This is a genomic window from Natronorubrum aibiense (assembly GCF_009392895.1).
In the GTDB taxonomy this organism is placed as follows: Archaea; Halobacteriota; Halobacteria; order Halobacteriales; family Natrialbaceae; genus Natronorubrum; species Natronorubrum aibiense.
Genome location: NZ_CP045489.1, coordinates 17,860 through 42,131 on the forward strand (window position 1 = coordinate 17,860; position 24,272 = coordinate 42,131).

General features: G+C 56.3%; 19 protein-coding genes and 1 pseudogene. 4 read left to right on the forward strand and 16 right to left on the reverse strand.

Going from position 1 to position 24,272, the window contains the following annotated elements; translation table 11 throughout:
* Positions 1–44 precede the first annotated feature (44 nt).
* Positions 45–2,882 carry a UvrD-helicase domain-containing protein gene (locus tag GCU68_RS16725; protein ID WP_152943768.1) on the reverse strand — a complete coding sequence of 946 codons (2,838 nt, stop codon included), beginning with the start codon at positions 2,880–2,882 and terminating at the stop codon, positions 45–47.
* Complete coding sequence (locus GCU68_RS16730; RefSeq protein ID WP_152943769.1) at positions 2,879–5,506, reverse strand: PD-(D/E)XK nuclease family protein; 2,628 nt, start codon at positions 5,504–5,506, stop codon at positions 2,879–2,881. Before GCU68_RS16730 ends, GCU68_RS16725 begins: the two co-directional genes overlap by 4 nt.
* A gap of 1,106 nt (positions 5,507–6,612) precedes the next feature.
* On the opposite strand from GCU68_RS16730, the gene GCU68_RS16735 reads away from it, so the two are divergent.
* The gene (locus GCU68_RS16735) at positions 6,613–7,794 is read left to right on the forward strand and encodes a tryptophan--tRNA ligase (RefSeq protein ID WP_152943770.1); all 1,182 of its coding nucleotides are present in this window, start codon (positions 6,613–6,615) and stop codon (positions 7,792–7,794) included.
* An 823-nt stretch (positions 7,795–8,617) separates the two neighbouring features.
* On the opposite strand, the gene GCU68_RS16740 is transcribed toward GCU68_RS16735, so the two are convergent.
* The 4 genes from GCU68_RS16740 to GCU68_RS16755 form a co-directional block, all read right to left on the reverse strand.
* A complete protein-coding gene (locus GCU68_RS16740; protein WP_152943771.1) occupies positions 8,618–9,013 on the reverse strand; it encodes a PIN domain-containing protein in 396 nt (131 codons plus the stop codon).
* Positions 9,010–9,207 carry a DUF7557 family protein gene (locus tag GCU68_RS16745; protein ID WP_049941965.1) on the reverse strand — a complete coding sequence of 66 codons (198 nt, stop codon included), beginning with the start codon at positions 9,205–9,207 and terminating at the stop codon, positions 9,010–9,012. Before GCU68_RS16745 ends, GCU68_RS16740 begins: the two co-directional genes overlap by 4 nt.
* 124 nt (positions 9,208–9,331) lie before the next feature.
* Entirely contained in the window at positions 9,332–10,432 is a 1,101-nt protein-coding gene (locus tag GCU68_RS16750; RefSeq protein WP_152943772.1) for an AI-2E family transporter, read from the reverse strand.
* A 182-nt stretch (positions 10,433–10,614) separates the two neighbouring features.
* Positions 10,615–11,850, reverse strand: a complete 1,236-nt coding sequence (locus GCU68_RS16755) for an RNA-guided endonuclease TnpB family protein (RefSeq protein WP_152943773.1) — start codon at positions 11,848–11,850, stop codon at positions 10,615–10,617.
* Positions 11,851–11,908: 58 nt separating this feature from the next.
* Here GCU68_RS16755 and GCU68_RS22010 point away from each other — a divergent pair, with 58 nt between their 5' ends.
* Positions 11,909–12,043, forward strand: coding sequence for a hypothetical protein (locus tag GCU68_RS22010; RefSeq protein WP_264373488.1), 135 nt, complete (start codon positions 11,909–11,911; stop codon positions 12,041–12,043).
* A gap of 690 nt (positions 12,044–12,733) precedes the next feature.
* Positions 12,734–13,027: an amphi-Trp domain-containing protein gene (locus tag GCU68_RS16760; protein WP_152943774.1), complete on the forward strand. Its 294-nt coding sequence runs from the start codon at positions 12,734–12,736 to the stop codon at positions 13,025–13,027.
* A gap of 66 nt (positions 13,028–13,093) precedes the next feature.
* On the opposite strand, the pseudogene GCU68_RS22190 reads toward GCU68_RS16760, so the two are convergent.
* The 5 genes and pseudogenes from GCU68_RS22190 to GCU68_RS16780 all read right to left on the reverse strand — a co-directional run.
* Positions 13,094–13,219: pseudogene (locus tag GCU68_RS22190) on the reverse strand (Fic family protein); the annotation flags it as partial.
* Positions 13,220–13,613: 394 nt separating this feature from the next.
* Positions 13,614–14,138, reverse strand: a complete 525-nt coding sequence (locus tag GCU68_RS16765; protein ID WP_152943775.1) for a 3'-5' exonuclease family protein — start codon at positions 14,136–14,138, stop codon at positions 13,614–13,616.
* 244 nt (positions 14,139–14,382) lie between these two features.
* On the reverse strand, positions 14,383–15,372 hold the full coding sequence (locus tag GCU68_RS16770) for a sulfite exporter TauE/SafE family protein (protein WP_152943776.1): 990 nt from the start codon (positions 15,370–15,372) through the stop codon (positions 14,383–14,385).
* Between the two features lie 2 nt (positions 15,373–15,374).
* Entirely contained in the window at positions 15,375–15,533 is a 159-nt protein-coding gene (locus GCU68_RS22195; protein WP_449411972.1) for a DUF7512 family protein, read from the reverse strand.
* Positions 15,534–15,612: 79 nt separating this feature from the next.
* The gene (locus GCU68_RS16780) at positions 15,613–17,046 is read right to left on the reverse strand and encodes an FAD-binding oxidoreductase (RefSeq protein WP_152944097.1); all 1,434 of its coding nucleotides are present in this window, start codon (positions 17,044–17,046) and stop codon (positions 15,613–15,615) included.
* A 149-nt stretch (positions 17,047–17,195) separates the two neighbouring features.
* Here GCU68_RS16780 and GCU68_RS16785 point away from each other — a divergent pair, with 149 nt between their 5' ends.
* Positions 17,196–18,107 (forward strand): helix-turn-helix transcriptional regulator, encoded by a 912-nt coding sequence (locus GCU68_RS16785; protein ID WP_152943778.1) that lies wholly within the window; start codon positions 17,196–17,198, stop codon positions 18,105–18,107.
* 232 nt (positions 18,108–18,339) lie between these two features.
* Here the strand turns inward: GCU68_RS16785 and GCU68_RS16790 are convergent, their stop codons facing one another.
* The 5 genes from GCU68_RS16790 to GCU68_RS16810 all read right to left on the reverse strand — a co-directional run bounded on the left by GCU68_RS16790 (position 18,340) and on the right by GCU68_RS16810 (position 24,230).
* Entirely contained in the window at positions 18,340–20,847 is a 2,508-nt protein-coding gene (locus GCU68_RS16790) for a hydantoinase B/oxoprolinase family protein (RefSeq protein WP_152943779.1), read from the reverse strand.
* 75 nt (positions 20,848–20,922) lie between these two features.
* A complete protein-coding gene (locus tag GCU68_RS16795) occupies positions 20,923–21,321 on the reverse strand; it encodes a hypothetical protein (RefSeq protein WP_152943780.1) in 399 nt (132 codons plus the stop codon).
* Positions 21,318–21,998 carry a helix-turn-helix domain-containing protein gene (locus tag GCU68_RS16800; RefSeq protein ID WP_152943781.1) on the reverse strand — a complete coding sequence of 227 codons (681 nt, stop codon included), beginning with the start codon at positions 21,996–21,998 and terminating at the stop codon, positions 21,318–21,320. The genes GCU68_RS16795 and GCU68_RS16800 overlap by 4 nt, the downstream gene beginning before the upstream one ends.
* 229 nt (positions 21,999–22,227) lie before the next feature.
* The gene (locus GCU68_RS16805) at positions 22,228–22,650 is read right to left on the reverse strand and encodes a VOC family protein (RefSeq protein WP_152943782.1); all 423 of its coding nucleotides are present in this window, start codon (positions 22,648–22,650) and stop codon (positions 22,228–22,230) included.
* Positions 22,651–22,652: 2 nt separating this feature from the next.
* Positions 22,653–24,230, reverse strand: a complete 1,578-nt coding sequence (locus GCU68_RS16810) for a long-chain-fatty-acid--CoA ligase (protein WP_152943783.1) — start codon at positions 24,228–24,230, stop codon at positions 22,653–22,655.
* Positions 24,231–24,272 lie beyond the last annotated feature (42 nt).

Below are 24,272 nucleotides of genomic sequence, written 5' to 3' on the forward strand. Positions count from 1 at the left end.
TGAGTTCGCGTTCTCGGATTGTTTCGAGGAAAACGTCCTTGCTACTACTTTCGGATTTCAAGAAGTTCCGCTAGATCTTCCTTTGAAACCGGCTCAATCTCGACTCGATCATTCGTCGCCGAATAATAGATCGAGGCACTCACGTCTCGAGTTTCGAACCAGTCATCGAGTGCGTGATAGTACACGCTGAGCTGCGTTCGATATTCCGACTCTGCGTGGCGCTCCTGATCGGTTTTGTAATCGATTATCCCTACCCGGTCGGATGTCACATGAACCAGATCCACAACCCCGGAGATTGTCACCTGCTCACCAGCAACCTCGAGCGGCAGATACGCCTGTTCTTCAACCCTGAGAGCCCCCTCGAGCGAATCGAGAAGCTCCTTGATATTCCGTTCGTCGGCGTTTCGAGGATCAACGTCTTCTCCAAGAGCATACTGTTCGGCGAACTCGTGGACTGACGACCCAAACTCTCGTCCTCTCCCATCAGCGACACCGCTGTAGACCGTATCGTCCATTAGCGAGTGAGGCGAGTATCCCTCTGGACCGTTCGGCTGTGGGATCGACACGGTCAATTGGGATTGGACGGTGTCTCCGACACGATCGGTGTCAACTGCTGGCTCGAGTGGGTCGATGTCGACAGACAACTCCTCGAAGAACGTATTCGGGTCGTCACCAGCCGAAAACAGCAGGTGATCTTTTGCTCGCGTCATTGCGACGTAGAGCAATCGGCGCTCCTCGTCGGCCTCCGTTGGCTGACACCGTCTCAGGACGTCAGTCCGCCAATTATCATAGACGTGGGGGTCGCCATGGGCCTCAGCATAGCACTTGCGCTGGCGAACCCCTATGAGTTCAGAGTACGTGATCGTCCCATCCTGTCCGCCAGCAGGGGGAAACTTCCCGCTGTTCATGTTCCCAAGAATCACGATCGGATGCTCGAGTCCCTTGGCCGAGTGGATGGTCTGGACCGTGATTGCGTTGGTCCCTGCTGCAGCGTGTACCTCCTCGGTGTGTCCGGACTCGATCCCGCGTTCGATGAATCGGATCAGATCACCGAGGGTCATCGTCGTCGCGCTGTGAACCAACTGAATCGTCGTGAGGATAACGTCTGCTGTTGCCCCGTCGTACCCGTAGCGATCGAATATCCGTCGCACAATGGCGTTCGTGGTCTCGAGTGCTGCGAGCTCTGTGCAGAACGCCGCCATATTTTCTGGGTAGGCCTCGTGCTCGAGGATGTGGTCGATCTCGTCGAGTGTGTAGCCAGCATGCTCGAGGACGACCGCCCAGCCTCTGTCTGCATCAGTCTCGAGAATACGCAACCAGGCGAGCAGGAGTTTGGCCTGATTTGTCCGGAAGAGTTCGATACCGCCCTCGTACGCCATCGGTAGCTCGTATTCTTCGGCGACGGAAAGCAGATCGCGACCGAAATCTCGTGTTCGAGTCAATACTGCGATATCATCATACTCCGGGGTTCGAAGTTCGCCATCTTCTTCGACTGCATAGGCATTGTTCCCGACGATTTCCTGAATCTTCGTCAGGATCGCTTCGTGTTCATCGTCGTGCTGGAAGGCTTCGATCTGTGAGTGTTCGTGTTCGGTATTCGATGCTAGTGAGACGACCTGCTCGAGTATCGACTCTCGATCGATGGACTCACGGCTACTCGCTGGGGTTACGAGAGCGCGCTCCGAGAAATCGAGGATCTCCTGAGTCGACCGGTAGTTTTGCTCGAGTTCGATTCTGGTTATCGGCTCGACCGGGAACGAAACGCGTTCGGCGTCATCGTTCAGGTCGGTCGTGAATCGCTCGAGACGTGAGTCGAATTCCGTGATGTTCTCGATCGCGGCATACTGGAAGGAGTAGATACTCTGCTTCCAGTCGCCAACGACGCAGATATTGTCCGTCCCGGCAAGTAGCAGCGAGAGTTTGAACTGAATCTCACTCGAGTCCTGGAACTCATCGATCATCACGTACTCAAACTCCAGTGACTCGCGGAGTTCGTCGTCCTCACAGAGAAGGACGAACGCGAAGAGCTGGAGGAACGAGAAGTTCAGGTAGTTTCGCCGGAGTGCGAACTCTATATACTCGAGGTAGATATCGTGGATGAATTCGATGAGGTGCTCGCGGTCCTCGTCGAAGACGCGTTCAGCGACCTCGTCGGAGACCGCCTTCGTGCCACGTGGCCCTCGCAGCTCCGATCGATCGGGTGCATCAGGGAGATAGCACTTGTTTCTGCCGTATCGGCCGAGCTTTGAGCGCAGTTTCGACTGTTTGCTGCCCCCGTTTCGAGGCTGATTCACCTCATCGAATATGTCTTTGAACGCGTCGAAGTCGCCCTCGAGGTGTCTCTTACTGTCGCGATACCAGCTGTCGGCAGTCGGGAAGACGCCTTTGGCCGCGAGATTGTTAATGAGCCCCAGCAACTCGGTTGGATTTGAGACGCACCTGAACAGATCGTCGTATTCGGAATGTTCGTCGGTGAACTGGTTGATGAACTCCCCGAAGTACTCACGCTCGATCGTCTCGTTCTCGAGGATCTGCGTTGAGCTAGTGATTGCATCATCGATCCCTAAATGCGTGGGCGCATGGAAGCCGTGTTGCTCGAGGATATCGTTACAGAGACTGTGGAAGGTTTGGATCGGTGCGTCCTTCAGCGCCCGCATATCGTAGTCGCAGTTGGCGACGATGCGGTCTTTCATCTCCGTCGCTGCGTTGCGAGTGAACGTGATCAACAGGACATCATCCGGTTCCACGTCGTCTTGGGAGACGATATTCGCGTAGCGGTGGGTGACTGTGAACGTCTTGCCGGTCCCAGCGCCAGCATCAACGAGATACAAACCCTCCGTGCTCTCGATGAGTTCGCGCTGTTTTGGATTCGGTGCCGTCATCGGATCACCTCCGTCTCGTCGGCCGGTTCATCGGTCGCACGCTCTGTCGTCAAAATCATATCGCGGTTGTCCACATATCGGTAGTTCGGCTCACCTGCTCGTCCGGCGACGGGGAACCGAGAGTCGCCGCGGCGATATCGGTTCAGTTCCTCGAGTTGATCATCGATGAACCGCTCGAATTCATCGAGATCCTCGACGAAGTAGCCCTCTTTGCGATAGCCACACAGGTGTCTGAATGCCTGCATGCAGCCGTTTGTGACGTACTTGTAGTCGCCGACAGCCTCGATCATCCGCTCGAGAAGTTCGTTCCCGAACGGAGAATCGGCCATCTCATCTGCATCTCGTGTTCTGGGTGGTTGGTGAGCGTCGAACGCTGCCCGATACTCCTCGTAGCTCGTCTTCGAGAACGTCTTGTTGCAGTCGTTCGGTGCCTCTTCGCGGAGCGCTTCGAAGACGGCTCGTGACTGTACGAATTCGTCGAACGGGATTGGATGGTACGTGATCGTCGTCAGGCAGTCATCGAGAGTCCCCTCGCCTGTGACGACATCGTCGAGCGTCTCGAGGAAGTGGAAGAAGGTGAACTCGAGCTGTTCGTCTGGCCGCTGGCTCCGATAGTAGGTGAGATAGAGTAACGCCTGGAAGTTCGGCTGATCGCTCGGTGGATCAATTGCTGCGCGTTTGATTACCTGCGACGATGATTTCTTGCTGCCACTTTTGAAGTCGACCAGCTGTGTCGGCGACTGTACGAGGTCGATCTTCCCTTTGATCCCACGGTCGTCGTCCTCGAACCACCGTTCGGTCGCTGGGGAATCAACTGGTCGGTCAAAGTATGTCGCAAAGAAATTCTCACTGCTACTTGTCGGTGTGAGGAAGTCGGTATCCGACGGCGTATTCTCCTCGAGGTAGTCGACGATCGTCTCGAGGCCAACGCGATACTTCGTTCGTCGGGTGGCGAGATCGACATCACGGTGGAATGGCCGTGTCTCCTCGATCATGACATCGACGACCTCCTCGGTGACAGCGTCATCGACGAACTCGGGATGGTTGACGACGAACTCTGCAAAGTCGTGGAAGAGGGTCCCCTCGAGGAAATAATCCTTGTCGGGGTTGTCGACGAGCCGTCCGAAAAAGTAGTCTCGAGGGCAGTTAGCGTACGAATTCAGACTCGACTGGCTGAGTGTTGTCTCTGGCTCGGTTTCGACACTGATCGGCTCCTTCTCGAATCCTTCTTCTGTCGATCGGAACGTTCGCGAATACCGAATCGACTCTAAATCGCTGAAGCGTTCGAACTCGACGTCAAGAAGGTCTTCGAAGTATAGACATGGCGTTACAGGCGCCCCACCAGCGGTATCTTGAACGAGATAGTACTGATCAACACCGCTCTGAAGCAGCGACTGGAACTGGTCGAGGTTGCGGTCGAACTCTTCGTCACGATCGACCCATGGTCGCTGCGGTGACTTGTGAGTCCAACGCTCGTCGAGCCCGAGGTAGAAGACAACTGGTCGATCGACAAACGATGCTGATTTCGCATCGGCAAGGAGGACGCCGTCGTTTTCCCGGTCGATCGGGACATCGTAGGTCTCGAGGTAGAATGTGAGTCGGTCGATAGTATCTGCGGTGATCGGTTCGTTGAGGAGTCCGAGCCGTTCGAGTTCCGCTCGGAACGTCTCGAGCGTACACGCAGCGTGTTTCTCGTAGGTGTCTAGTGCGTCGCCGATCGTGAGCTCTGCTGCTCGATTGCGGAAATCATGAAGCCACTCGAGCTCGGGGTCATCGACCTCGAAGAGACGCTTTTCGTTGTGGTCGACGTCGATGGTCGTTCCGAGACGTGTTAGGAGCGGTTTCACGGTTCCGATACGAGTATCGGATCCCGCAATCGCACTGCGGAGAAGCTGGATGACGGCTCGGTGATCCTGATCGTCGGTGAACGATGGACCGCCGTAGTATGGGATCTCTGTGGCTTCGAACGCTGCCTCGATGAGTGGCGAATACTCACTACTCGCATCGAGAACGACTGCAATATCCTCGGCGTTCTCTGTGGTAACCGTATCGAGGACAGCATCGACGATTGCTGCCGGTGAGTCAAAGATTCGGACAGGCGGTAACTCGAATGAGTCGTCACAGAAGCGATTGATAGCGTCGTATTCCGTGGGGAGGATCGATCGCTCGAGATTCGTCAGTTGCTGTTCACCGATGACGGCCACTGATTCGTATTCCTCGCAGTCGATCTGATACTCAGTGAGCGTTCGCGACGTTGTTTCGAGTGATTCGATGCAGTCGACGACAGTCCGTGTTTCCGGTGTATCGAACGCATCGTACTCGAGAATTGCATCGGGACTGCCCTGATACTCCCAGCACTGCAGCACGTTCCCGATCGCATAGGACGCCTGCTTCCAGTTGAGATCGGTTTGACTGATGACCTCGAGGAAGGCCAGCCGGTCTTCTGCTGTTTCTCGGCGTCTGGCAGCGAGTCGGCGTGGCGTAATCGCGAACGGGCCGAAGTGGGGGTGCTCGAGACGTCGATTGAGTGCACTTGCTAACGGGGCGTCGGGGACGATGACGAGATCGTATTCGGCTACCTCCTCGTATAGCCGATCGATTGGTTTCGACCGCTTGATTGACACGATGTACAGACTCTAGTATTCAGCAATAAGTCTGTATATCGTGCTACTTGGAACTGTATGATGATATAATTGATATATTCTACACAGACACCTCTATCGATTTGTTTTGATCCAAATCTATGCCCCATCTCAGAACCTCGAGATGATCGTAAGTTCCGAGCACACGTTATTCGAGAATTACGGGATAGAAGCGGTATTGAACAAATCGATAGAGGTGCGTCAGAGAATAATCTCATCATAATATTCAATGGTATAAATGTCCATGTGTGTCACTGGAACAAATCGATAGGGGTGTGAGACTCCTCGAAAACAAGTCGTTACAGGTTCTATCTTATCAATCTAAAACCTCTGGAAACAGGCCTTTGAGTCTCTCTATTGGCAAATCTCATATCGATAGGGGAACCTTTTAGCCCCTCTAATGGAAGTCGAACCTCGACATCGTGGTTTTCGAGTCGTGGGAGTAGTTCCTCGTCGTACGCCTTTCCGGCGTGGAAGACGGAGCGTGACGTGGAACTCGAGTGAACTCTTGGACAGAAAACCGCTCTCAGTGGTGTTTCAACCTTTGACTTGTGAGTATCAGCATCCGTGCAGTGGCAGATTTGAACTGTGAACTGATAGTAATGGCGTACAAGATATAGAGGATGAGTGCAGCACGCCATCTCCGTTTGTTTCACGCCGCAGGCAGTGAACCATCCGCACACTACACGTGCTTATTGACCGCTGGGATTCCTACCAACCAGCGTATCTGTTCGAAGAGTCGTGATGAATACAGAGCGCGAATCGGTCACGGGCTCGGCACCTGCTGTGAGAGAATCGAATCGCTCAGAACAACGTGCGTATCGTCCACCGAAGTTTGCTGGTATAGACAGTTGAAGAAGTAGTATTGCAAGATAAGGAGGGAAACAAAACCTATAAACAGTACAATCTTGTTGATGTCGGTATGGTATCTACTTCCCACGCCAATTGCTGGCGTTGGCACGCGTCTTGGGAAGTAGACAGTGGCGCGGTTTAGGGTCAGGCGGGCTTAACCCGGCGGATTCGACTGCGATGCTCACTCGCTTTCTCAATCGCATTGCCTCCAAAGTGACTACAACTATCAAACACACATGCCAGCAGAAGACGACTTCACCGTAACGCCATACGCCGTCGAAGGCAACATCAACTACGACCGACTCCTAGACAAGTTCGGGGCTGATGCCCTCACTGCCGAGCAGAGGGCTAAGTTCCCCGAACCGGGCCATCCGCTCGTGCGCCGTGGCGTGTTCTATGCAGAGCGCGACGTAGACCCATTCCTCGATGCCGCCAGCGAAGACAAACTACACTCCATCGTGACGGGACGTGGCCCCTCGGGGCCGATGCATATCGGTCACATCTTCCCATTCTACTTCGCCAAGTATCTGCAAGACCAGACAGGGACTCTCGTCTACATTCCGTTCTCCGACGACGAGAAATACTTTCTCAAGGACAAGTCGTTGGAGGAAATCAGCGGCTATACCCGCGAAAATCTCTTTGACCTTCTCGCAGTCGGGTTTGACCCCGAACGAACCCGAATCGTCGTAGACACGGCGGACGCTGACGTGGTGTACCCTCTAGCGACTGCATTTGCCAAGGAAGTAACGCAAGCGACCGTGGACGCAACATACGGGGAACCCGAGAATATCGGTCTCTCGTTCTACCCTGCTGTCCAAGCCACACACCTCCTCCTACCACAACTTGTGGAGGGCCGCCATCCGACGCTCGTCCCGATTGCGGTTGACCAAGACCCCCACGTTCGAGTCTGTCGGGACATCGCGGCAAAGGAACGGTACGATGTGGCCAAGCCCGGTGCCTTGCTCTCGAAATTTCTCCCGAGCCTCGAAGGACCGGGGAAGATGAGTTCGTCCGACGATGCACCGAGTATCCTCCTCTCAGACGACCGGAAGACGGTCTTCGACAAAATCCGCGCCCATGCTTATTCTGGTGGACAGACGAGTCTCGAAGAACATCGAGAGCAGGGAGGGAACCCTGAGGTAGATGTCTCGTATCAGTTTTTGTACTACTTCTTTGAAGAAAGTGATGAGCAGGTAGAACGGCTTGCACGCGAGTATCGAAAGGGGTCACTCCTGAGTGGTGAACTCAAAGATATGGCGGCGAAGAATATTGCGAACTTTCTCGAAGCACATCACGAACGTCGCAGGGCACTTGGCTCGCTTGAGGACGAGTTGGAACAGTTCCGCTTGACAGAGGATGAGCGACAGGTTGCGCGGCGGCGAGCAGGCTACCCCGAGAGTTCTCTGGTTCAGAGATAGACCCACTCACTCGGAAATCAACCTACTAAGTTCGCACCTCTCTACTGAACAGCTGTTTCGCAGTCAACAGCGTGAAACGAATCGCAGTGGCGTGCTGAATACACTCTCTATATTCAGCAGGCTGCTCTTGGCATGGTTCGGATAGATCGATAGCCGCTTCGGTAACTGCTTGCACTGTACTTACCGATCGCTACCTTTCGTAGATCGAGTCAGATGACGTGCGACATTCGCGCTGTGAGTTCAGCAGGGATCGCCCGAACTACTCGACTTCTGTCAGGAATAGCGTGACCGACTCAGAGAATACATCCAGCAAGAGAACTCTCTGTGAATCACACTATCGAACCGACCCGTCACTAACTGCCCGAGTCAATCAACGATGGCCAGAACAGTAACTCCGAAAATCGCAAAGACCGTCCAGAGGACGGGCAGTGGGATTTGATTCAGTGCCCCATATGACTGGATAAGAATCCCCAGTCCGCCCCCGACGACAACAAAAACCGGTAGGAGCAACTTCGCTCGTCGCGGGTTGTTCCACGCCTCAAAATCCGTCGAAAGGAGGCGAGACTGGAGCTTGGTACGTATATCGGACATGTTTTGTGTAATAACAATAATCCCAGTTCAAACTTTGTAATACGCAGGCAAGCCACGCTGTATGAAGCAATCTTGCACAGAAACGGTGAAGACAACTCTACGGGGAATATGCGCTGTATATCTTGCAGGGCTTCGGAAAAATGAGTTGGAACTGGCAGTTTGATCGTAGGATGATGTACTCACAAGTTCACCGTTGAAGCTACACTCAGTGTGGTGTGGGTTAACCGACTATTCAGTCATCGCGAAGATTCGTCACTCGTATTTTCGACTCGAGGGCATCCGTCTGAAAATCAGAATCCGCAACGACGAGATGATCACCGGTCGAGCGAGCAGTCGCCGCGATCATGAAATCTCGAACGGCCATCCGTTCGCTCTCGGCGAGAAGTTCGTCTTGTAGCCGAGCTGCCTCAAGCGCGATATCCTCGTTGAACTCAAGGGAATGGACGCCACCAAAGTGCTGCCGTTCTGCACGCACGTCGGTCTCGCCGCTGCCGAGCGTTCCGGCAAGAACCTCGTAGACACAGATCGCCGATGTGAGATACGGGTCGTCCTGTGATTCGACGAACTCAACGGTTTCATCGACGCCCTCGAGCATGTCGATGATGACCGATGAATCGAGAAACGTCATCGCTCAAAGCTCTCACGGGATCGATCGATAGCGTCGCGAGCCCGGTCAGCAGTGTCGGAGTCCCATGCACCGACAGTGATCGGCTCTTCATCGCTTGCCAGTCGCTTGAGCAACTCGTCGAAACTCTCATCGTCACGCTTGAGGCGATCGAGTTTTGCTTTCGTCTCGTCCGAGACGCGGATGGACGTGCTCATATGTATACGTCGTGTATGCAGAAGCTAAGAACTTTCGCCGCAGTGCCTGCTCAAATCTCGGCCTTCGGACAATCGCCCAAATCGATTATCGAGACCTCCTACGTCCTTATCGGCAAAACATCTCTTAGTTCCCTGATTCGTCTGAACTAGTCTTGTCTACGTTGTCCTTGGCAAGCGACTCACCGGTATGTACTCGGGCGAAAGAATCGAGGGTGAGTTTTGCGCCGCCAAGGACGACAGGACCGATAAAGAGCCCGATAGGCCCGAAAACGATGAGGCCCCCAAAGATACCGACGACGACAATCGCGGAGTTGAACGCACTAGTGCGACCGATCAGCGCAGGCCGAAGGTACGAATCAGAGAACGTGACAAGTAGTCCGTAAACGACCATCGCTGCGCTGGCGGCTGGTCTTCCCATTGCAATCAAATAGGCCGCTGCTGGAATCCAGATCCCAAACGCACCGACCAGCGGGAGCAACGTCAAGACAAACGTCGCAACAGTGAGGAAAATGACGGCAGGGACACCTGCAATCGCTAGTCCACTACCGAGCATCACTGCCTGAATGCCCGCGACGGCGACGTTCCCGACAATTGAGGCCCACATGAGCTGATCCAAACCGGTCCGGAGCTCTGCCAACACCTCGTCGTCGATTGGCAACACCCACTGAAGCCATGCGACAAGTTGTTCTCCATCTCGCAACAGTGCGAAGAGGACGAACAGCGTGACGGTCAGGCCGATAAAAATGTTTGGAAGATCGCCGACGACAGTAATGATCTCCCTCATGATCTCTTGGAGAGTGGACGCAATCCGATGTTGATTTGCTTCATATAGTCCAACGAGATCGACTGCATACCCGTTGCTCTCAAGATCGACCTCGATCGTCCCAAGGATCTCTTCGATTGTCTCAACCCTGGGCTGTTCCTGCCTGATCGCACGGACAAGCCGGAAAGACTGTTGAACCGCAGTTGTGATGATGTAGACAAGCGGGAGCAGTACGACGAGTACAGTTGCTGTGACCACTACGATCGCTGCGCCTGTCGGTCTGACATATCGCTCAAGGTAGTGCTGTACTGGTAACATAATATATGCGAGCACGATTCCGAAGAGGATGTACTGCAGATACGGCAGGAAAACGAACAGCGCGAGAAGACTGCCCACCAGTGCGAGTATAGTTAAGCCGAGCTGTTCAGTTACCCAGTTCGGCAAATTAGTACTATCTGTCACATATGACCGTGTATTCAAAATATAAATGAATCTGGTGATACAAACCGATGTTTGACTCGAGCGAGTCGCGATAAATCTGTTCGTCCATATGGCCGTTTGCTAATCTAGGCGACGGTGTGACATCCTCGCCCGTCCTCAAGGACGGGGCTTCCTACAAGGGAAGCCTCGTGTCGAGGGAGGTTTCAGGACTCAAAGACCGCGAGCGTCGTCTGTCGGGATTGCCGACTCGGCGTGCGGTGTCCTGTGGCCGTGTCACAACGGCTCCCGTTCCGTGGTGAGTCATCGCGCTCCGGTTTCCAAGGAACGCTCTCTCCCCACGGATCAACGCGATCAGCAATGTTCGCTGCTGCGTTGATATCTGCCTGAAACGTCGAAACGTGACACTCTGCGTTCGTGCACTTGAACTCGGATTGCGATCCACGACGGCCGATGTGACCGCAAGCATGGCACGTCTGGCTCGTGTAGCGCGGATTCACGAACTCGACTGGGATACCGGCTTCGAGGGCTTTGTCCTCGAAACGGTCGGTGAGCCGGGCGAACGCCCACGAATGCAAGCGTCGATTCATGTACTTCCCGTAATCCAGATTCTCGCGGATGTACGACAAGTCCTCGAGCACGATCACTGGATTGCCAAAGGACTCTGCATACTCGATGGCTTCTCGAGACGCCTTCTCGACGATGTCCGTCAGGGCGTTCTGGTAGTGGTCGAAGCGTTCGTCCACGCGCCATTGCTCGGCATCACGCTTTTGCAGGCGTTTCAGCGTCGTGTGCATCTCCTTGCGAAGTGCTCGCGCACGACCGCCGTCGTAGATGTACGGTCGAGTCGGAGTGTCGTTCTGACAGGCACAGCCCGTCAGAAGCTTGGACTCACCGATATCGAAACCAATTCGAGTCGGGTCGTCCGGGATCTCTGGGTCGGCGACCTCGTACTCGACGGTGACGTGCAGCACCCAACTCGTGCGGTACTGTTGCAGTCGGAACTCACCGACCGATATATCCCCGTCGAGCAGGTCGAACCAGAGACTTTCTTGCTCCAGGTTGATCCGAAGCGGAATCCAGAAGGCGGTGCCACGTCCGGCCTGTGGAACGCGCCAGCAGAACTCGTGCGTTCGCTCGTCGGAGTGGTCGATTCGGAACCCCCGGTTCGTGAACCGAACCGGATGGTCGTCCTCAAGTTCCGACGCATGGTACGTCCGGCGGAGTTGCGGGACGTAGTTCTTGAGGGCGTCCTTGGCGTAGGACGTGAGCGTGTAGCCCGTGACAATATCGTTGACCGCCGTTTGCGTATCCGCGCCACTCTCGAAAGCATCCGAGAGAGCACGGCGGTAGGTCGCCACGGTTCGCTCGAGCCGTTGCTCTTTGCCTGTAGTGGGCGGAGCAAGCGTGGCTTCGAGCGTTTTCGTGGCGGTCGTCGTCACAACTACGAGTACGAGAGCGTAATAGTAAAAACTAACGAAAAACTAACCACATGTGTAGATGCCCAATCTGAACATCGAAGTTGATCAAGACGAGTACGACCGCCTGAGCGAAATCAAAGACGCACACGGCCTCACTTGGAAGGGGGTGCTGATCCAAGGCGCGAAATCGTTGGACACCGAGGGGCCATTGTAGAGCGAGTTAGGACACGAACGAACGCGATTCCTCCCCGCCCCAAGGGACGGGGTTTCCTCGCTACCGCAAGATGAGGTGTCTCAAAACCCACTCCCTCCCCCCGTCATCGATGTATGAAACCCGTCGCACGAACAACCATCCGCCAGATCGGGCAGGTCCCGTTCAGAGTCGCGAGAGTGTCCCAGTACTTTCCGTGACTCGTTCTTTCGTCGTTTCTGCTCTCTCGGCAATTTGATGCAGACTTCCCACCGGTTGACGCCAGAACAGAACCCCGGAGCACGAGTCCGGGTCTGTTTTGTCAGATATCATGCTTCAGCGCCAGTTAGTTGGGGTCGCTTTGTGACGTACTGAGTCTTCTTGGGTATCTGTATGCTGTTTCTGTTGTGCTTCTGGCGGGCTGTTCTATGGGTCTATATCAGTCAAACGTCGCGCTGAATGGACCGGAACGGCACAGCCTCCGCAGTGGACGTCGCTATCTACACTACTTCGATGTGGTCGACGAGATGTGTTCCGGTTCTGACCATACCTGAGGTCTGTAATTCGGTTTCTTTATTCAGAGTTGGTAGTGGAAACCCCATTCAGTATAGCCGCGAGACCTCCCGTTCATGTCTTGACGGAAGTTGTGACCACCGCCGAGCAACCTGGGTATGAAGCCCGATATACTTTACCGGCAGCCGTTGTAGCTTCAGTATGGCAGACGACGAACAAGAACCCGAGACCGAAGCGGAATCGACAGACAACGAGACGGAACGCGAAGGTGAGCGAGTGATGAACCGGGCAGACGGCGCGGAGATCCTGCGAGAAATCGCTGCCGGTGTCGAGAACGGGACGATCGATATCGAAGGAGAGAACGGCTTCACGGTGGCGGTACCAGAGCGCTTCGAACTGGAAGTCGAGTACGAGGTCACCGACGACGAGGCCGAGCTGGAAGTCGAACTCGAATGGCAGATGGAAGACGGCGAAGCGGTATCGGCAGACGAGTGACTCGAACGGCGGCCCCCTGTGAATCGCCTCGGAATCAAGCCTCGAGGCACTTGGCCTGCTCCGCCTGTAGAGAACCGGCGAGAAATCGACAGTTGGACTGATACCGTCGATTCGGCCGAGCTGAAAGGACGCATCGGCGATAAGCTCCGTGTGTTCGTCGTCGACATCGATCCGTGTTGAGAGGGAGAGTTTGTCTGGAAGACCGTGTCATACAATGGTTCCCGATAGCTATTATCCATCAGCCATATACTGAACAAAGTCGACAGCTGATAAGACCCACAGGGTACACGCGAAATGCGAGCCGTGTAATCGCTAGGTAGAGGGTATGAGACGAATTCTATGACACGCTACTGGAATGTAGTATGGGTGTGGATGAGACTCGCGATAGTGCCCGGGTGCCTCTTCCGGAAGGTCTCGAGTCTGCATTTGACTATACCACGAATCCAGCCTGTTAATCATACCGCTCTTAAACTGGTTTGATTACTGGTGCCTGAGACGGGTTTGCTCAAAATACGGCCGGGGGTTTTGGAGAACACGGCCTCCGTCCACACACAATCTCGGTCGGAGTTCTTGGCCGTTCTAGAGGTCAGACAACCTTCTCATTGAACGGTCGCCGATCATCGAGTTCGAACAACGGTCCGACATCGGTCGTTGCGTAGTGTTTGATAGCTTCGTGGAGTTCCTGAAACGCTGGGTGGTCTGTTGTGCCAATGCTAAGCAGGTTGAGATACCGCTCACCAAGTACCGGAATATCACAGCCCATCATGTACGGGTCAATCCCTTTCGATGTCGGTCGGTGGGCAATAACATCGATATCAAAGCTGTACTCATCGAGTGGTGTTCGAATCACGTCGACATCGAAGGTTTCGCAGGCATCTTCAAACGATGTATACTCGTCATCACAGACTTCGGGCATGAGGTCGATGCTCTCCACGCGGTCGACGAACGCCTCGGCCCGTTGTGCCACGTCAAATCGATCTTCGATCTTTTCTGCGGCGATTCGCGCTCGCCCCTCTATGTGAGGCAGGTCGAACCGGTCGCCGTTGTACGTGAGCACCGATTCGGGTGGCTTGGCCTCAAGGTAGTCGAGCCCGCTCGACCAAACCAGCATCAACAAACCCGCAAGTTCACAGCCGGGGTAATCACTGTCTGGCCGGATTGCCCACGGAGGAATCCCACGGCTTCAGCCGTGTGGAGGACGTCAAGAGGCATGTTGTGTTAGTTATTATCATGGGGCAGTAGTTTCTATGATCTCGATGAAAACGCCAGCGATATTCCTGCAGAAACCACGACAGGCCGGCGGGTATCCTACCGTTCGGACTCCGTAGTAGCATCAGTCAGAGCCGTGCTCGTAGTTAGTGGGTCCGTGGTGACCCATGTTCTCGATTTTTCCTGAGCGAATCGACCGACGTGTGGACGACCGCACCGCTGACCAGAACTGCAGTCCCAAAGACGAGGACTACACTTGCTGTCTCAAGCGTCTCGACCCCGTATACCACACTCACCTGCTTACTTGCGGTGGCAACACTCCCAGCGAGCAGCATACCAGCGAAGTATCCCTTAATGTCAGTTTCGTTTACAAGACATGTTGCACCTGCACCGATGCGAGCACCGAAACCGCTTCCGACGAGCAGCGCGGCGACAACGGGGATATTGACGGCATTCGACTGAGCGTAGACGAACGTCCCGAACGCACCCGAAATCGAAATCTGGAGAATGCTGGTTCCAGCAGCGATTGCAGTGGGAATGCCGAACCCATAGACCATGACGGGGAGCAGAAGGAATCCTCCCCCGACACCGAGACATCCACAGAGGATGCCGATACTCGACCCAACAACGAGGATAACCCACACCGAGACGGTCGCACCGCCAGGTAGCGACACCATTGGTGGGAGCGTGATGGACTGAACTTCGGTAGCAACTCGGCCCGTTCCCACTTCGGTACCGTCAGTACGAGCATCTCGGAGGACAACGAGTCCGACAACTCCGAGAAGGCCAACGTACACCACGCTGATGACAAAGTCAGCGCTGCCGAGATCCGCAAGCAAGAACACGATCCTGGTGCCGACCTTGATGCCGAACATCATTCCAAGAATCATCACCGCCGCCAGCGTGTAGCTGACCTGGCCGTGATCGCGGTGTCTGAGCGCACCGATAACACTGGTGCCGAAGACGAACGCGAGTCCGCTCCCGACAGCAACCGGCGCCGGGTATCCGATCACCAACAGCATTGGTGTCACGAGGAACGAGCCTCCCATCCCGAAGAACCCGAAGAGGATGCCGATGAGCAGGCCGAACCCGACGAAGAGACCGATCATTGGGAGACCGAGGCCAAGAGGTTCCATAGTCAGGTACTCACGAATATATCACGAGCGACCGGACTAGCAACCCGCGCCAGCGCCCCGTATCCGACGTACAGCACGAGTGCTTCAGCCAGCACGTACCCGACCGTGGCAGCAGCCTGCCCGGATTCACCGAGGACGGGAGCGACTAGGAGGACGCTCAGGGTTACCACCGCTATACCCAGTAGTACGACCCAGCTTGTCGATAACCGGGGCCCGATGGCCGGGGATTCCGCATCCCAATCAGTCATGGCACATCCCTCCGTCGGCCTCAGCGCTTCCGGACGGCGCAATGTTCTGATTGAGGCTGAACAGATTCGTCGGATCGTACTCGTCTTTCAGGGCGACTAACCGCTCGTACGTCGGTCCAAACGTGGTCCGCATCATGTCGTCGCCCTCTTCGAGGAATCCCGGGAAGTTCAGGTACACCGAGCCGTCCGAGAACTGGCGCATGTCGTCGAGACAGTCGCGCACCCACTCGACGTTCGCATCGTCGTCCTTCAGGCGCTCCCAGTTCGCTTCGACGCCGAGCAGGAAGGGAGCGTGCCGCCCCGCGAACGCGCTGTCTTCGACGTCCACCCGTTCGATCGCGCCACCCAACTGCCAGACATCGACCGTCGAAAGCGGTGACGGTGCCACATCGGTCCAGTACGCGATTCGATCGATGGCGGAGTCCGACAGACTGTCGAGGTACAGCGATTTCCAGTAGTAGCGCATCCCGTCGGGGTAGTCCTCGTCGAAGAGTTGCTGAAACTCCACGTACGGCATCGACCCGCTGAAATCGACGATCGGCTCGTCGATCTCTCGCAGCGGCCGCAGCGCGCGCTCGCCATCCTCGACCGACCCAGCGTAACAGCCTGCGATTGCTATTTTAGACTCGTGTACCGCGTCTGCTGGGAAGAGGTCCTCGTCGGGCATTACACCAGATAGGGTAAGCAAGCTGACTTCCGGGGGCGCATCAGCGACGTAGTCACGGTAGGTTTCCAAGACCTCAACCATCCGGTCGGCCGGATAGAACACGAGGCAAATCGCTACGTCCGGGCCGACGGGATGGAGGTCGAACTCGAAGCCAGTGACCACGCCGAAGTTGCCGCCGCCACCGCGAAGCCCCCAGAAAAGCTCCGCGTTCTCGTCTTCGCTGGCGGTCAGGTAGTCGCCGTCTGCCGTGACCAGATCGACAGATGCGAGGTTGTCACAGGTCAAGCCGTGCTTGCAGCGGAGATGACCGATGCCACCACCAAGCGCCAGTCCCGCGATCCCCGTTTCCGAGACGGCCCCACCCGGCGTTGCGAGACCGAACGCCTGGGTTTCGTGGTCCACGTCTGCCCACGTGGCACCAGCTTGGACCCACGCTGTCTGCGCGTCGGGGTCTACCCGGACACTCCTCATCTCGGAGAGGTCGATGACGAGTCCGTCGTCGCAGACGGCAGTTCCCGCGACGTTGTGGCCACCACCGCGAACCGCCACCAGCAGATCATTCTCGCGCGCGAAATTCACCGCGCTGATGACGTCGCCGACGCCCTGACATCGGGCGATTAGAGCCGGACGTTTGTCGATCATCCCGTTCCACACTGCACGCGCGTCGTCGTAGTCGGTGTCGTCGGGACGGATCAGATCGCCGTGGAATCCGGCTTCGAACTGTTCGATCTGTTCGGCGGGGATCGAGTGTTGTGCCATATAGAAGTGGACGGCAGCGCGGGTGTTGGCCTCACCCATCGAGCAGCATTCGGCATCGAGAGTGCCGTTTCAGGCGGTGAGACGAATTTCGGACCGGGCACGGGATAGAGTTACTATCAGTGCTTCCCTCTGTATAGAGAGTGAGTCACATGGTGCCTGACCAAGACGACCGATCGGACAAAGATAGTCGTCCACCGCCGGGCTCGCCGGTCCTGGAGGCGATTCTGGAAAACGAACGGAACCGTCGCTATCTCGGCAAGCGTCTGGACGCCGCGGGTGATCGTATCGATACGGACCTCCTCGGCGACATCGTCAGGCACGGCCCCGTCCTCGAAGCACTGCTGGAGGAACCGCTCGATCGCAGGGAAATCGAAGCGCGCCTCGACGTCTCGCAGGCGACGAGCCACCGGTACACGCAGTGGCTTGACGAACAAGGCTTCGTCGAGAAAGTCGATGGCCGATTCCAGTTGACCTGGCGCGGCGCAGTCATTGCCGAGGAAATCCTCCGGTTCGAGGCGAACGTACGGACCGCACACAGGATGATGCCGCTTCTGGACGCAGTCTGTGAGGACCACCGGGACTTCGTCCTCGAACCGTTCGTGGACGCGACGATCACCGTCGCCGAACCGGACGATCCCTACAAACCAGTCGAGCGGTTCGTCGCGCTTGTCAACGAGTCGGAGACCGTCCGGGGGTTCAACACGACGCACATGGCACCGCTGGTCCTCGGTGAGTTCCACCAGCGAGTGTTCGACGAAACCGACACCGAGATCATCTACCTGCCGCACATCGTCGAGAAGCTCTTCGAGACGTACCCTGAGCGCGCCCGCGAGGCGATCGATCGCGGACACTTGACTCTCCGAACGCGCGAAGACCTGCCGTACGGCCTCGCGCTGTTCGACGACCGCGTCGGGATCGGGGGTTACGACGAAACCACCGGTCTTATGCAGGTGTTCGTCGATACGGACGCGCCAATTGCGTGCGAGTGGGCCGAACGCGTATACGCATCGGTCAAAGCAGATTCCAAATCACTCGAAGAGCAGCCGGGTCAGATCCAGTAACACGCTCTTAATGTAAAGGAATCGCTCTCCCAGTAGATTCGCTGTATTCAGCACGAAATATCTGATGGTATTATTGAAATTGAAATCTTGTGGTCGAACCGGTTGGCCTGAAATTCCATGGTGGGATTCTCGCGACTTTAGGCGTGGGAGGAGGTCAAAACCGAGCATATCAGTCCCATCCAGTGTGACCGCCGGATGGCTCACGCCGAGACACTCCTGATCGTGGCCCGTCTCAATCGTCGTCGCTCGCTCGTTCCCGCTTGGCAAACGTCGATTCCGGACCAGAGAGATCCCGAATAGAACGATCCGTCCACGTGTATGGAACATATGGTTCGTCATCAACGTCGAGCCACGTTTTATGTCCCCGCGTGTGGCTGTCCCACATTGGTCGGAGGCCGGAATCGAACCGGTTCTTAAGTGATTTCTGTGCCTGTTCACTGAGGTCAAACTCAAAATTGTCTGATAGGTCCCAGAATTCACGGAAGAAGGTGGCGAACTGTTCGCTCATTCGCATACTGCTCTCGTAGGTCTTTTTTACGTCGTCGATGAGGTCGTTCTGGTTACGAATGCGCTCACGTTCTTCATCATACCATTCAGAGACTGGCTGTGCCTTCGCGGTTCGCTCTGTGCGCATTTCTCGGCGACGTGTCTCGGTCGCTTCCTCATCGAGTTCCCACTCGCCTTGCACTGCGGAGTTGTGTTGAGCTTCGTCGTCGACTTTCTCGACAACGACTCCGTAGGCGTCTTCGGCGTGTCGGGGAAGGACATACCCATCGTGGATGTCTTCAAGGACGTCTTCAGGGTTGCGTTCCAGTGGATCGCCTAGTCCCGAGCCACCGCGGAGGTAGTTCAGGTACATGTCGTAGTCGTCGAACTCCTTTGGCGTGCTAATACCCTCCGGCCGGCGGGCGATCTCGCCATCGATCTTCGACTCGAAGTCGCCGCTCTCGGGGTCAAGGTCGTGCTGTGGGTAGTCCTCCTGATTTTCGAAGCGTTCCTTGAGGTCAGTATCTTGAGCGTTGAGGATGTAGCCTGACGCAGCAGGATAGCCACCGAAGAGGCCACCATCGCTGGTCATGTAGCCGTTGCCCATTTCGTAAAGGAGCCACCTGCTGACGTCCTTGACCGTTCGCATGGACTCAAAGCCAGCCCCACCTGCCCGACGCCCCACACCGCCGGTATTCGGTTTGACGGCCCGCCCGAGGAATGGCAGCGGTTCGACCATCTCCCACGCTTCGGCGTCACCCATATCGCCCTCGGGGTTCCATACTGCCGACGCGTGTGGTTCACCGTCCTCGACGTAGCGGGCACCAACACCTTCACAGGCAGACTCGAAGGAATTGACAGCGTGTAGTTTGTCGAATTGGTCGATGCCGCCGCCCTGGAGCCAGTTCGACGTGTTGGCGTTGCCAGCGTTGATCTCCTCCCAAAAGCCGCGAGCGAAGTACCCTCGCGAGAGGTGTTGCCAGAGCGGTGCCCACGCTGACACGAGGAAATGCCAGGCGTAGGCGTGGGCTGTCTCCGTGTTCTGGGTATTGGCCCACGAACCGACCGGCAGGTGGAAGTCACAGGCGTAGTAGGCACCGTCGTTGACCAACTCGTTCGGGATGACCGTCTGCGTGAGCATCACCCAGATCCCGCCCTGGATTGCGGCCGGCGTACAGTTGAATGGGTGCCAGCCCCACTTGTTGGCGCCTTCGAAAGAGACCTGAAACGTCCCGTCTTCTCGAATGTGGAGCTCCGAGGGGGCGTGCATGATGTGGTTCTCTTGGGCGTACTCGCGGGTGACGTTTTTCTGGCCTTCGTAGAGTGCATCGACAAAGGAGGCACCGCGGTACGTGCCCGGAAGCATCGTTCGCTTGATGCGGTTTCGGAAGCCACGGCGCCCGTCCTCGACGGCCTCTCGGGCGAGTTGTTTGAACGTCTCTACCCCATGTTCGTCGATCATCGCTTTGACCGACTGTCGGACCATCAGACAGCCGGTCATCCGAGTCCGCTCGTCGAGTTTGAGGAAAGTCGGTGTCCGCGTTTTGGCAGGATATTCCTTCTTCCAGGAGTTGTAGAGCTCGAAGTTCTCGCCGATCTTGCGGGCCGTGTAGTAGGCACCATCGCCGAAGCGAGACGCTTGCGAGACGTTCATGCTTCCTGGGCCGATCGCACCAGTGTCGATGACGTGATTCACGCCACCGACCCAGGCGATGAGTTCACCCTCATGGAAGATCGGCATTATCGTCATGAGATCACACGGATGCACGTCGCCGACGTGGGGATCATTATTAACGAAGATGTCGCCGGGCTCGATCCCGGGGCTCTCTTCGTAATCGTGGTTGATCATGAACTTGATCGCCTCGCTCATCGTGTGGACGTGCACGATGATGCCCGTCGAGACGGCGATCGAGTCGCCCTCCGGAGTAAAGAGGCCGTAGCACAGCTCACCCTCTTGCTCGACGATTGGCGTTGCGGACACTTCCTTCGACGTTTCGCGTGCCGTCACGAGGTCGCCACGGAGGCGCGCGTACAACTGCTCGTATCGGATCGGATCCTCGTCTTTCAACGTCAACTTTGACAAGCCACAGTAGTGGTCGGTTGCTTCCGTCTTATCCTCGAGTTCGGCCAACTGCTCGCGCAGCGTTCGGCCGTTCCAGCCGATGCCTTCTCCTCGTCTTTGTTTCTCTCGGACTGCTTCTTTCTCACGTCGTGCTTCGGCGCGTCGGTCGTCAGCGTGATCAGACGGACTCATAGCTTGCTGAGTGTTGTTTTGGTTCGGTAAACTGGTGTTCGTGGGCCAATTCGGGCTTGCAACTGTCTCGTACAGTTAGTCACCATACTCGAGTTCCTCCAGAATGATCGCGTGTTCGCCGACGACGAAGTCGCCGGAGATATTGTCGTGGAGCAGGATCGACTGTGTCAGATCGTCTATCCGTGCCTTGCCGGTCAGCGTTCGGTCGGAGATGCCGATACAGATTCTATTCGCGTTGTATTCAGTCGCGAACTCGACGAGCGTGGATACGTCGTATCCCTCGGGAAGGGGATGAATAGTGTAATCGACGCTGTAATTAATCATGGGATTGACTTCCTGGATGAGCGATCCGAGACATTGGACAGTCGGTAGTCGGAGAAAGTGGACGCGTTCACCTGCATCGACGACCGAACCGAGAATCTCTCGGACAGACGAGTGATCGTCGGCCGATTTGATGATGATGATCGTCGTCATTCTTGGGGACCGAAGAGCAGTGCACAGAAGTTGTGCTCGACACGGCGAAGGCGTGCGGACAACGTCGAGCGACTGATGTCCAATTCGCTTGCGATCTCCTCCGCTGTCACTTCTTGTGGCACCTTGAAATAGCCCATCTGATAGGCCGTCTCTAGTACCTCCAACTGTTCTTCTGACAACTTCCCGGTCATGCTCTGCTTGATTTTGTTGCCTCCGAGCGGAAAGCCGATACTTTCGGTCTGGGTCGACCCGAGCAACTCGAGTGAGTCGTGTTCCGTTTCGATCGCGTCGGCCACCTCCTTGAGATGGTTCCAATCACGAACGGACGCCATCACCTCGAGATGCGCGTTCTTTCCGACGATTCGATGTGGGATCGCCTGTTTTTCGGTCAGCAGCGACAGAACGGAGGCGTCAGAAAGGTGTGCCATCACACCGAGATAGTAGATATGACGGTTCAGTTCCGCTCGTGTGATGTCGACTATCTCTATGCTTGACAATTCTTCCGATAACCGTTCTGCTGTGACTTTAGAATCAAATTGAACTGATAAGAAGAGGAATACCATGTCTCCCGAGACCGGCAGTGCATTGTCAATTTCGGTGCTTTTGACTGGCTCGTCAATATCGAACAGGTGTGACGAGATCCCCGCTAACTCGATCTGAAATTCTATTCGAAGCATCTCTTCAGCGCGGTCCTCTACAGTCCCCTGTCACGAACGCAGTTACTCCCACACCTCTCATCGATGTACTGTCACGAATGTTTGCAGGCATCGATTAGCGTTCGCTGACTGCTGTCTCTTCTGTTACCAGTACGAGATCCAATAGATACAGTATTGTTGGCAATTGCCACGGCTGTAGGTATCATATGCCAACCTTCTATAAAAACCCATACCATTTCAACAATTCCAATCAACTCATTGTCAATTTCTCCTCGCGCTCGACGAGTTCTATTCGAACTCCATTGGCGGCTTGTCGCTCAAGGAACGCGACGGACGCGTCTCCCGCACCCTGACGCGGCGTTTCGTCTGCAAGGGCCACGCCAGCACTCCGTAACTCGGCCAGTTGGCTCTCGAGATCGTCAACGCGGAACGCGATATGGTGTAGCATCGCCGTCTGGTCTGCCGCCTCGAGGTCGGCTACGAGGTCAGTGGTCGGATCGACCGGTTCGACGAGTTCAACCAGGCTCTCGCCGACGCGAATGAAGGCGATCTCGACGCCGAACGATGGCACCTCTTCGATCGCGCCGACCTCGAGACCAAGCTGTTTGAACAACACTCGGTTCTGTTCAATGTCGTCGACGAGGATGCCGAGATGATCGATCTTGGAAACCATCGTTAACTGATCTCCCGTGACTGATCGTCCCAGTAGGGTTCGCGGAGTCGCTTCTTGTCGAGTTTGCCGTACGGTGTTGTCGGGAGTTCGTCGACGACGTCGAACGATTTCGGGCGTTCGTAGTCGGCAAGCCGATCAGCACAGAACGACTCGAGATCGGCACGGTCAATCGTGGTGCCGGCCGGGACGGCGACGGCCTTGACCGCCTCACCCCACTCGTCGTCCGGGACGCCGATGACAGCAACGTTCGCGACGTCTGCGTGTTGCTGGATGACGTCTTCGACGGTGACCGAGTAGACGTTCATCCCGCCGCTGATGATAACGTCGGAGTCGCGGTCGACGATGTATACGTATCCCTCTGCATCTCGCTTGCCGATGTCGCCGGTGTGTATCCAGCCGTTGTCCATCGTCTCGGCGGTCTTCTCTGGCAGGTCGTAGTACCCCTTCATGGAGTACGCACCGCGGACGAGGATCTCACCCGGCTTCCCGGGCGAGACTTCCTTGCCGTCCTCGCCGACGACTTTCACCTCACACATCGCGGTCGGGAGCCCACACGAGGAGAGCCGTTGTTCGTCGTCGGGGTCGTGCGCCGCCTTCGGTAAGACGGTGATGAGATCCGGCGTCTCGTACTGGCCGTACAGTTGCACGAAGACGTCGCCGAGTTCCTCGAGGCCCTCGCGTAGCCGCGCCGGTTTCATCGGAGCTGCCCCATAGACGAGCGTCTCGAGCGACGAGGTGTCGTACTCCTGTTCGGCGAGGATGTCGAGGACGCGGTAGATCATCGTCGGGACCATAAACGTCCACGAGATGCCTTCGAGTTCGATCGTTTCGAGGGCCCGTTCGGCATCGAACCCCTGCGTAATGACGTGGGTACTCCCCTGTGTCAGGCCACCCGCCATAATGAGACCAGCCGAGTGGGGAAGCGGCGTCATCAACAGGAGGTCGTCCCGCGGCCGAATGTCGAGTTCGATCGCGTGTGCCAGCGCGTTCAGCGCGAGGTTCTCTTGAGTGTGCTTCACACCTTTGGGGTCGCCGGTCGTCCCGCCCGTGTGGAAAACTCCGGCCAGAGTGTCCGTCGACACGTCGACGGCCGGCGGTTCCGGGGCCGTTGTCTCGAGGAGGTCTTCGAGTCGCTTGACGCGAGTGTCGTCCGCCACAGCAGGCAGAGCCGTGGTATCAATGGTGACGATATGGTCCAGCGACGGCACGTTCGGGGCGACCGTCTGGATCATCTCGCTGAACGTTGGGCCGACGATGACGGCACTGGCGTCGCTGTTGTCGAGCATGTACTCGATGTCCCCCGCCGACAGCATATCGTTCAACGGAACCTTCGCGAGCCCCGCTCGAGCGAGCGCGATATCCGCGATGGGGTACTCGAGGCGATTCGAGAGCAAGAGCCCGACCCGATCCTCCGGTTTGAGACCGAGATCGACAAGCGCGTTGGCAAGCCGTGCCGAACGATCGTCGAGCGCCCCATAGGTAAGCGTCTCGCCCTCGAACGAGATGGCTGGTGCCGTCTTGTACCGACGGAGCACTGAGTCATAGAGCTGCTTGAGCGTCGGTGTGTTTTTATCTAGCATAATCTGTCACGTGATGATCGGATCGTACAGAACGGAAAGGAA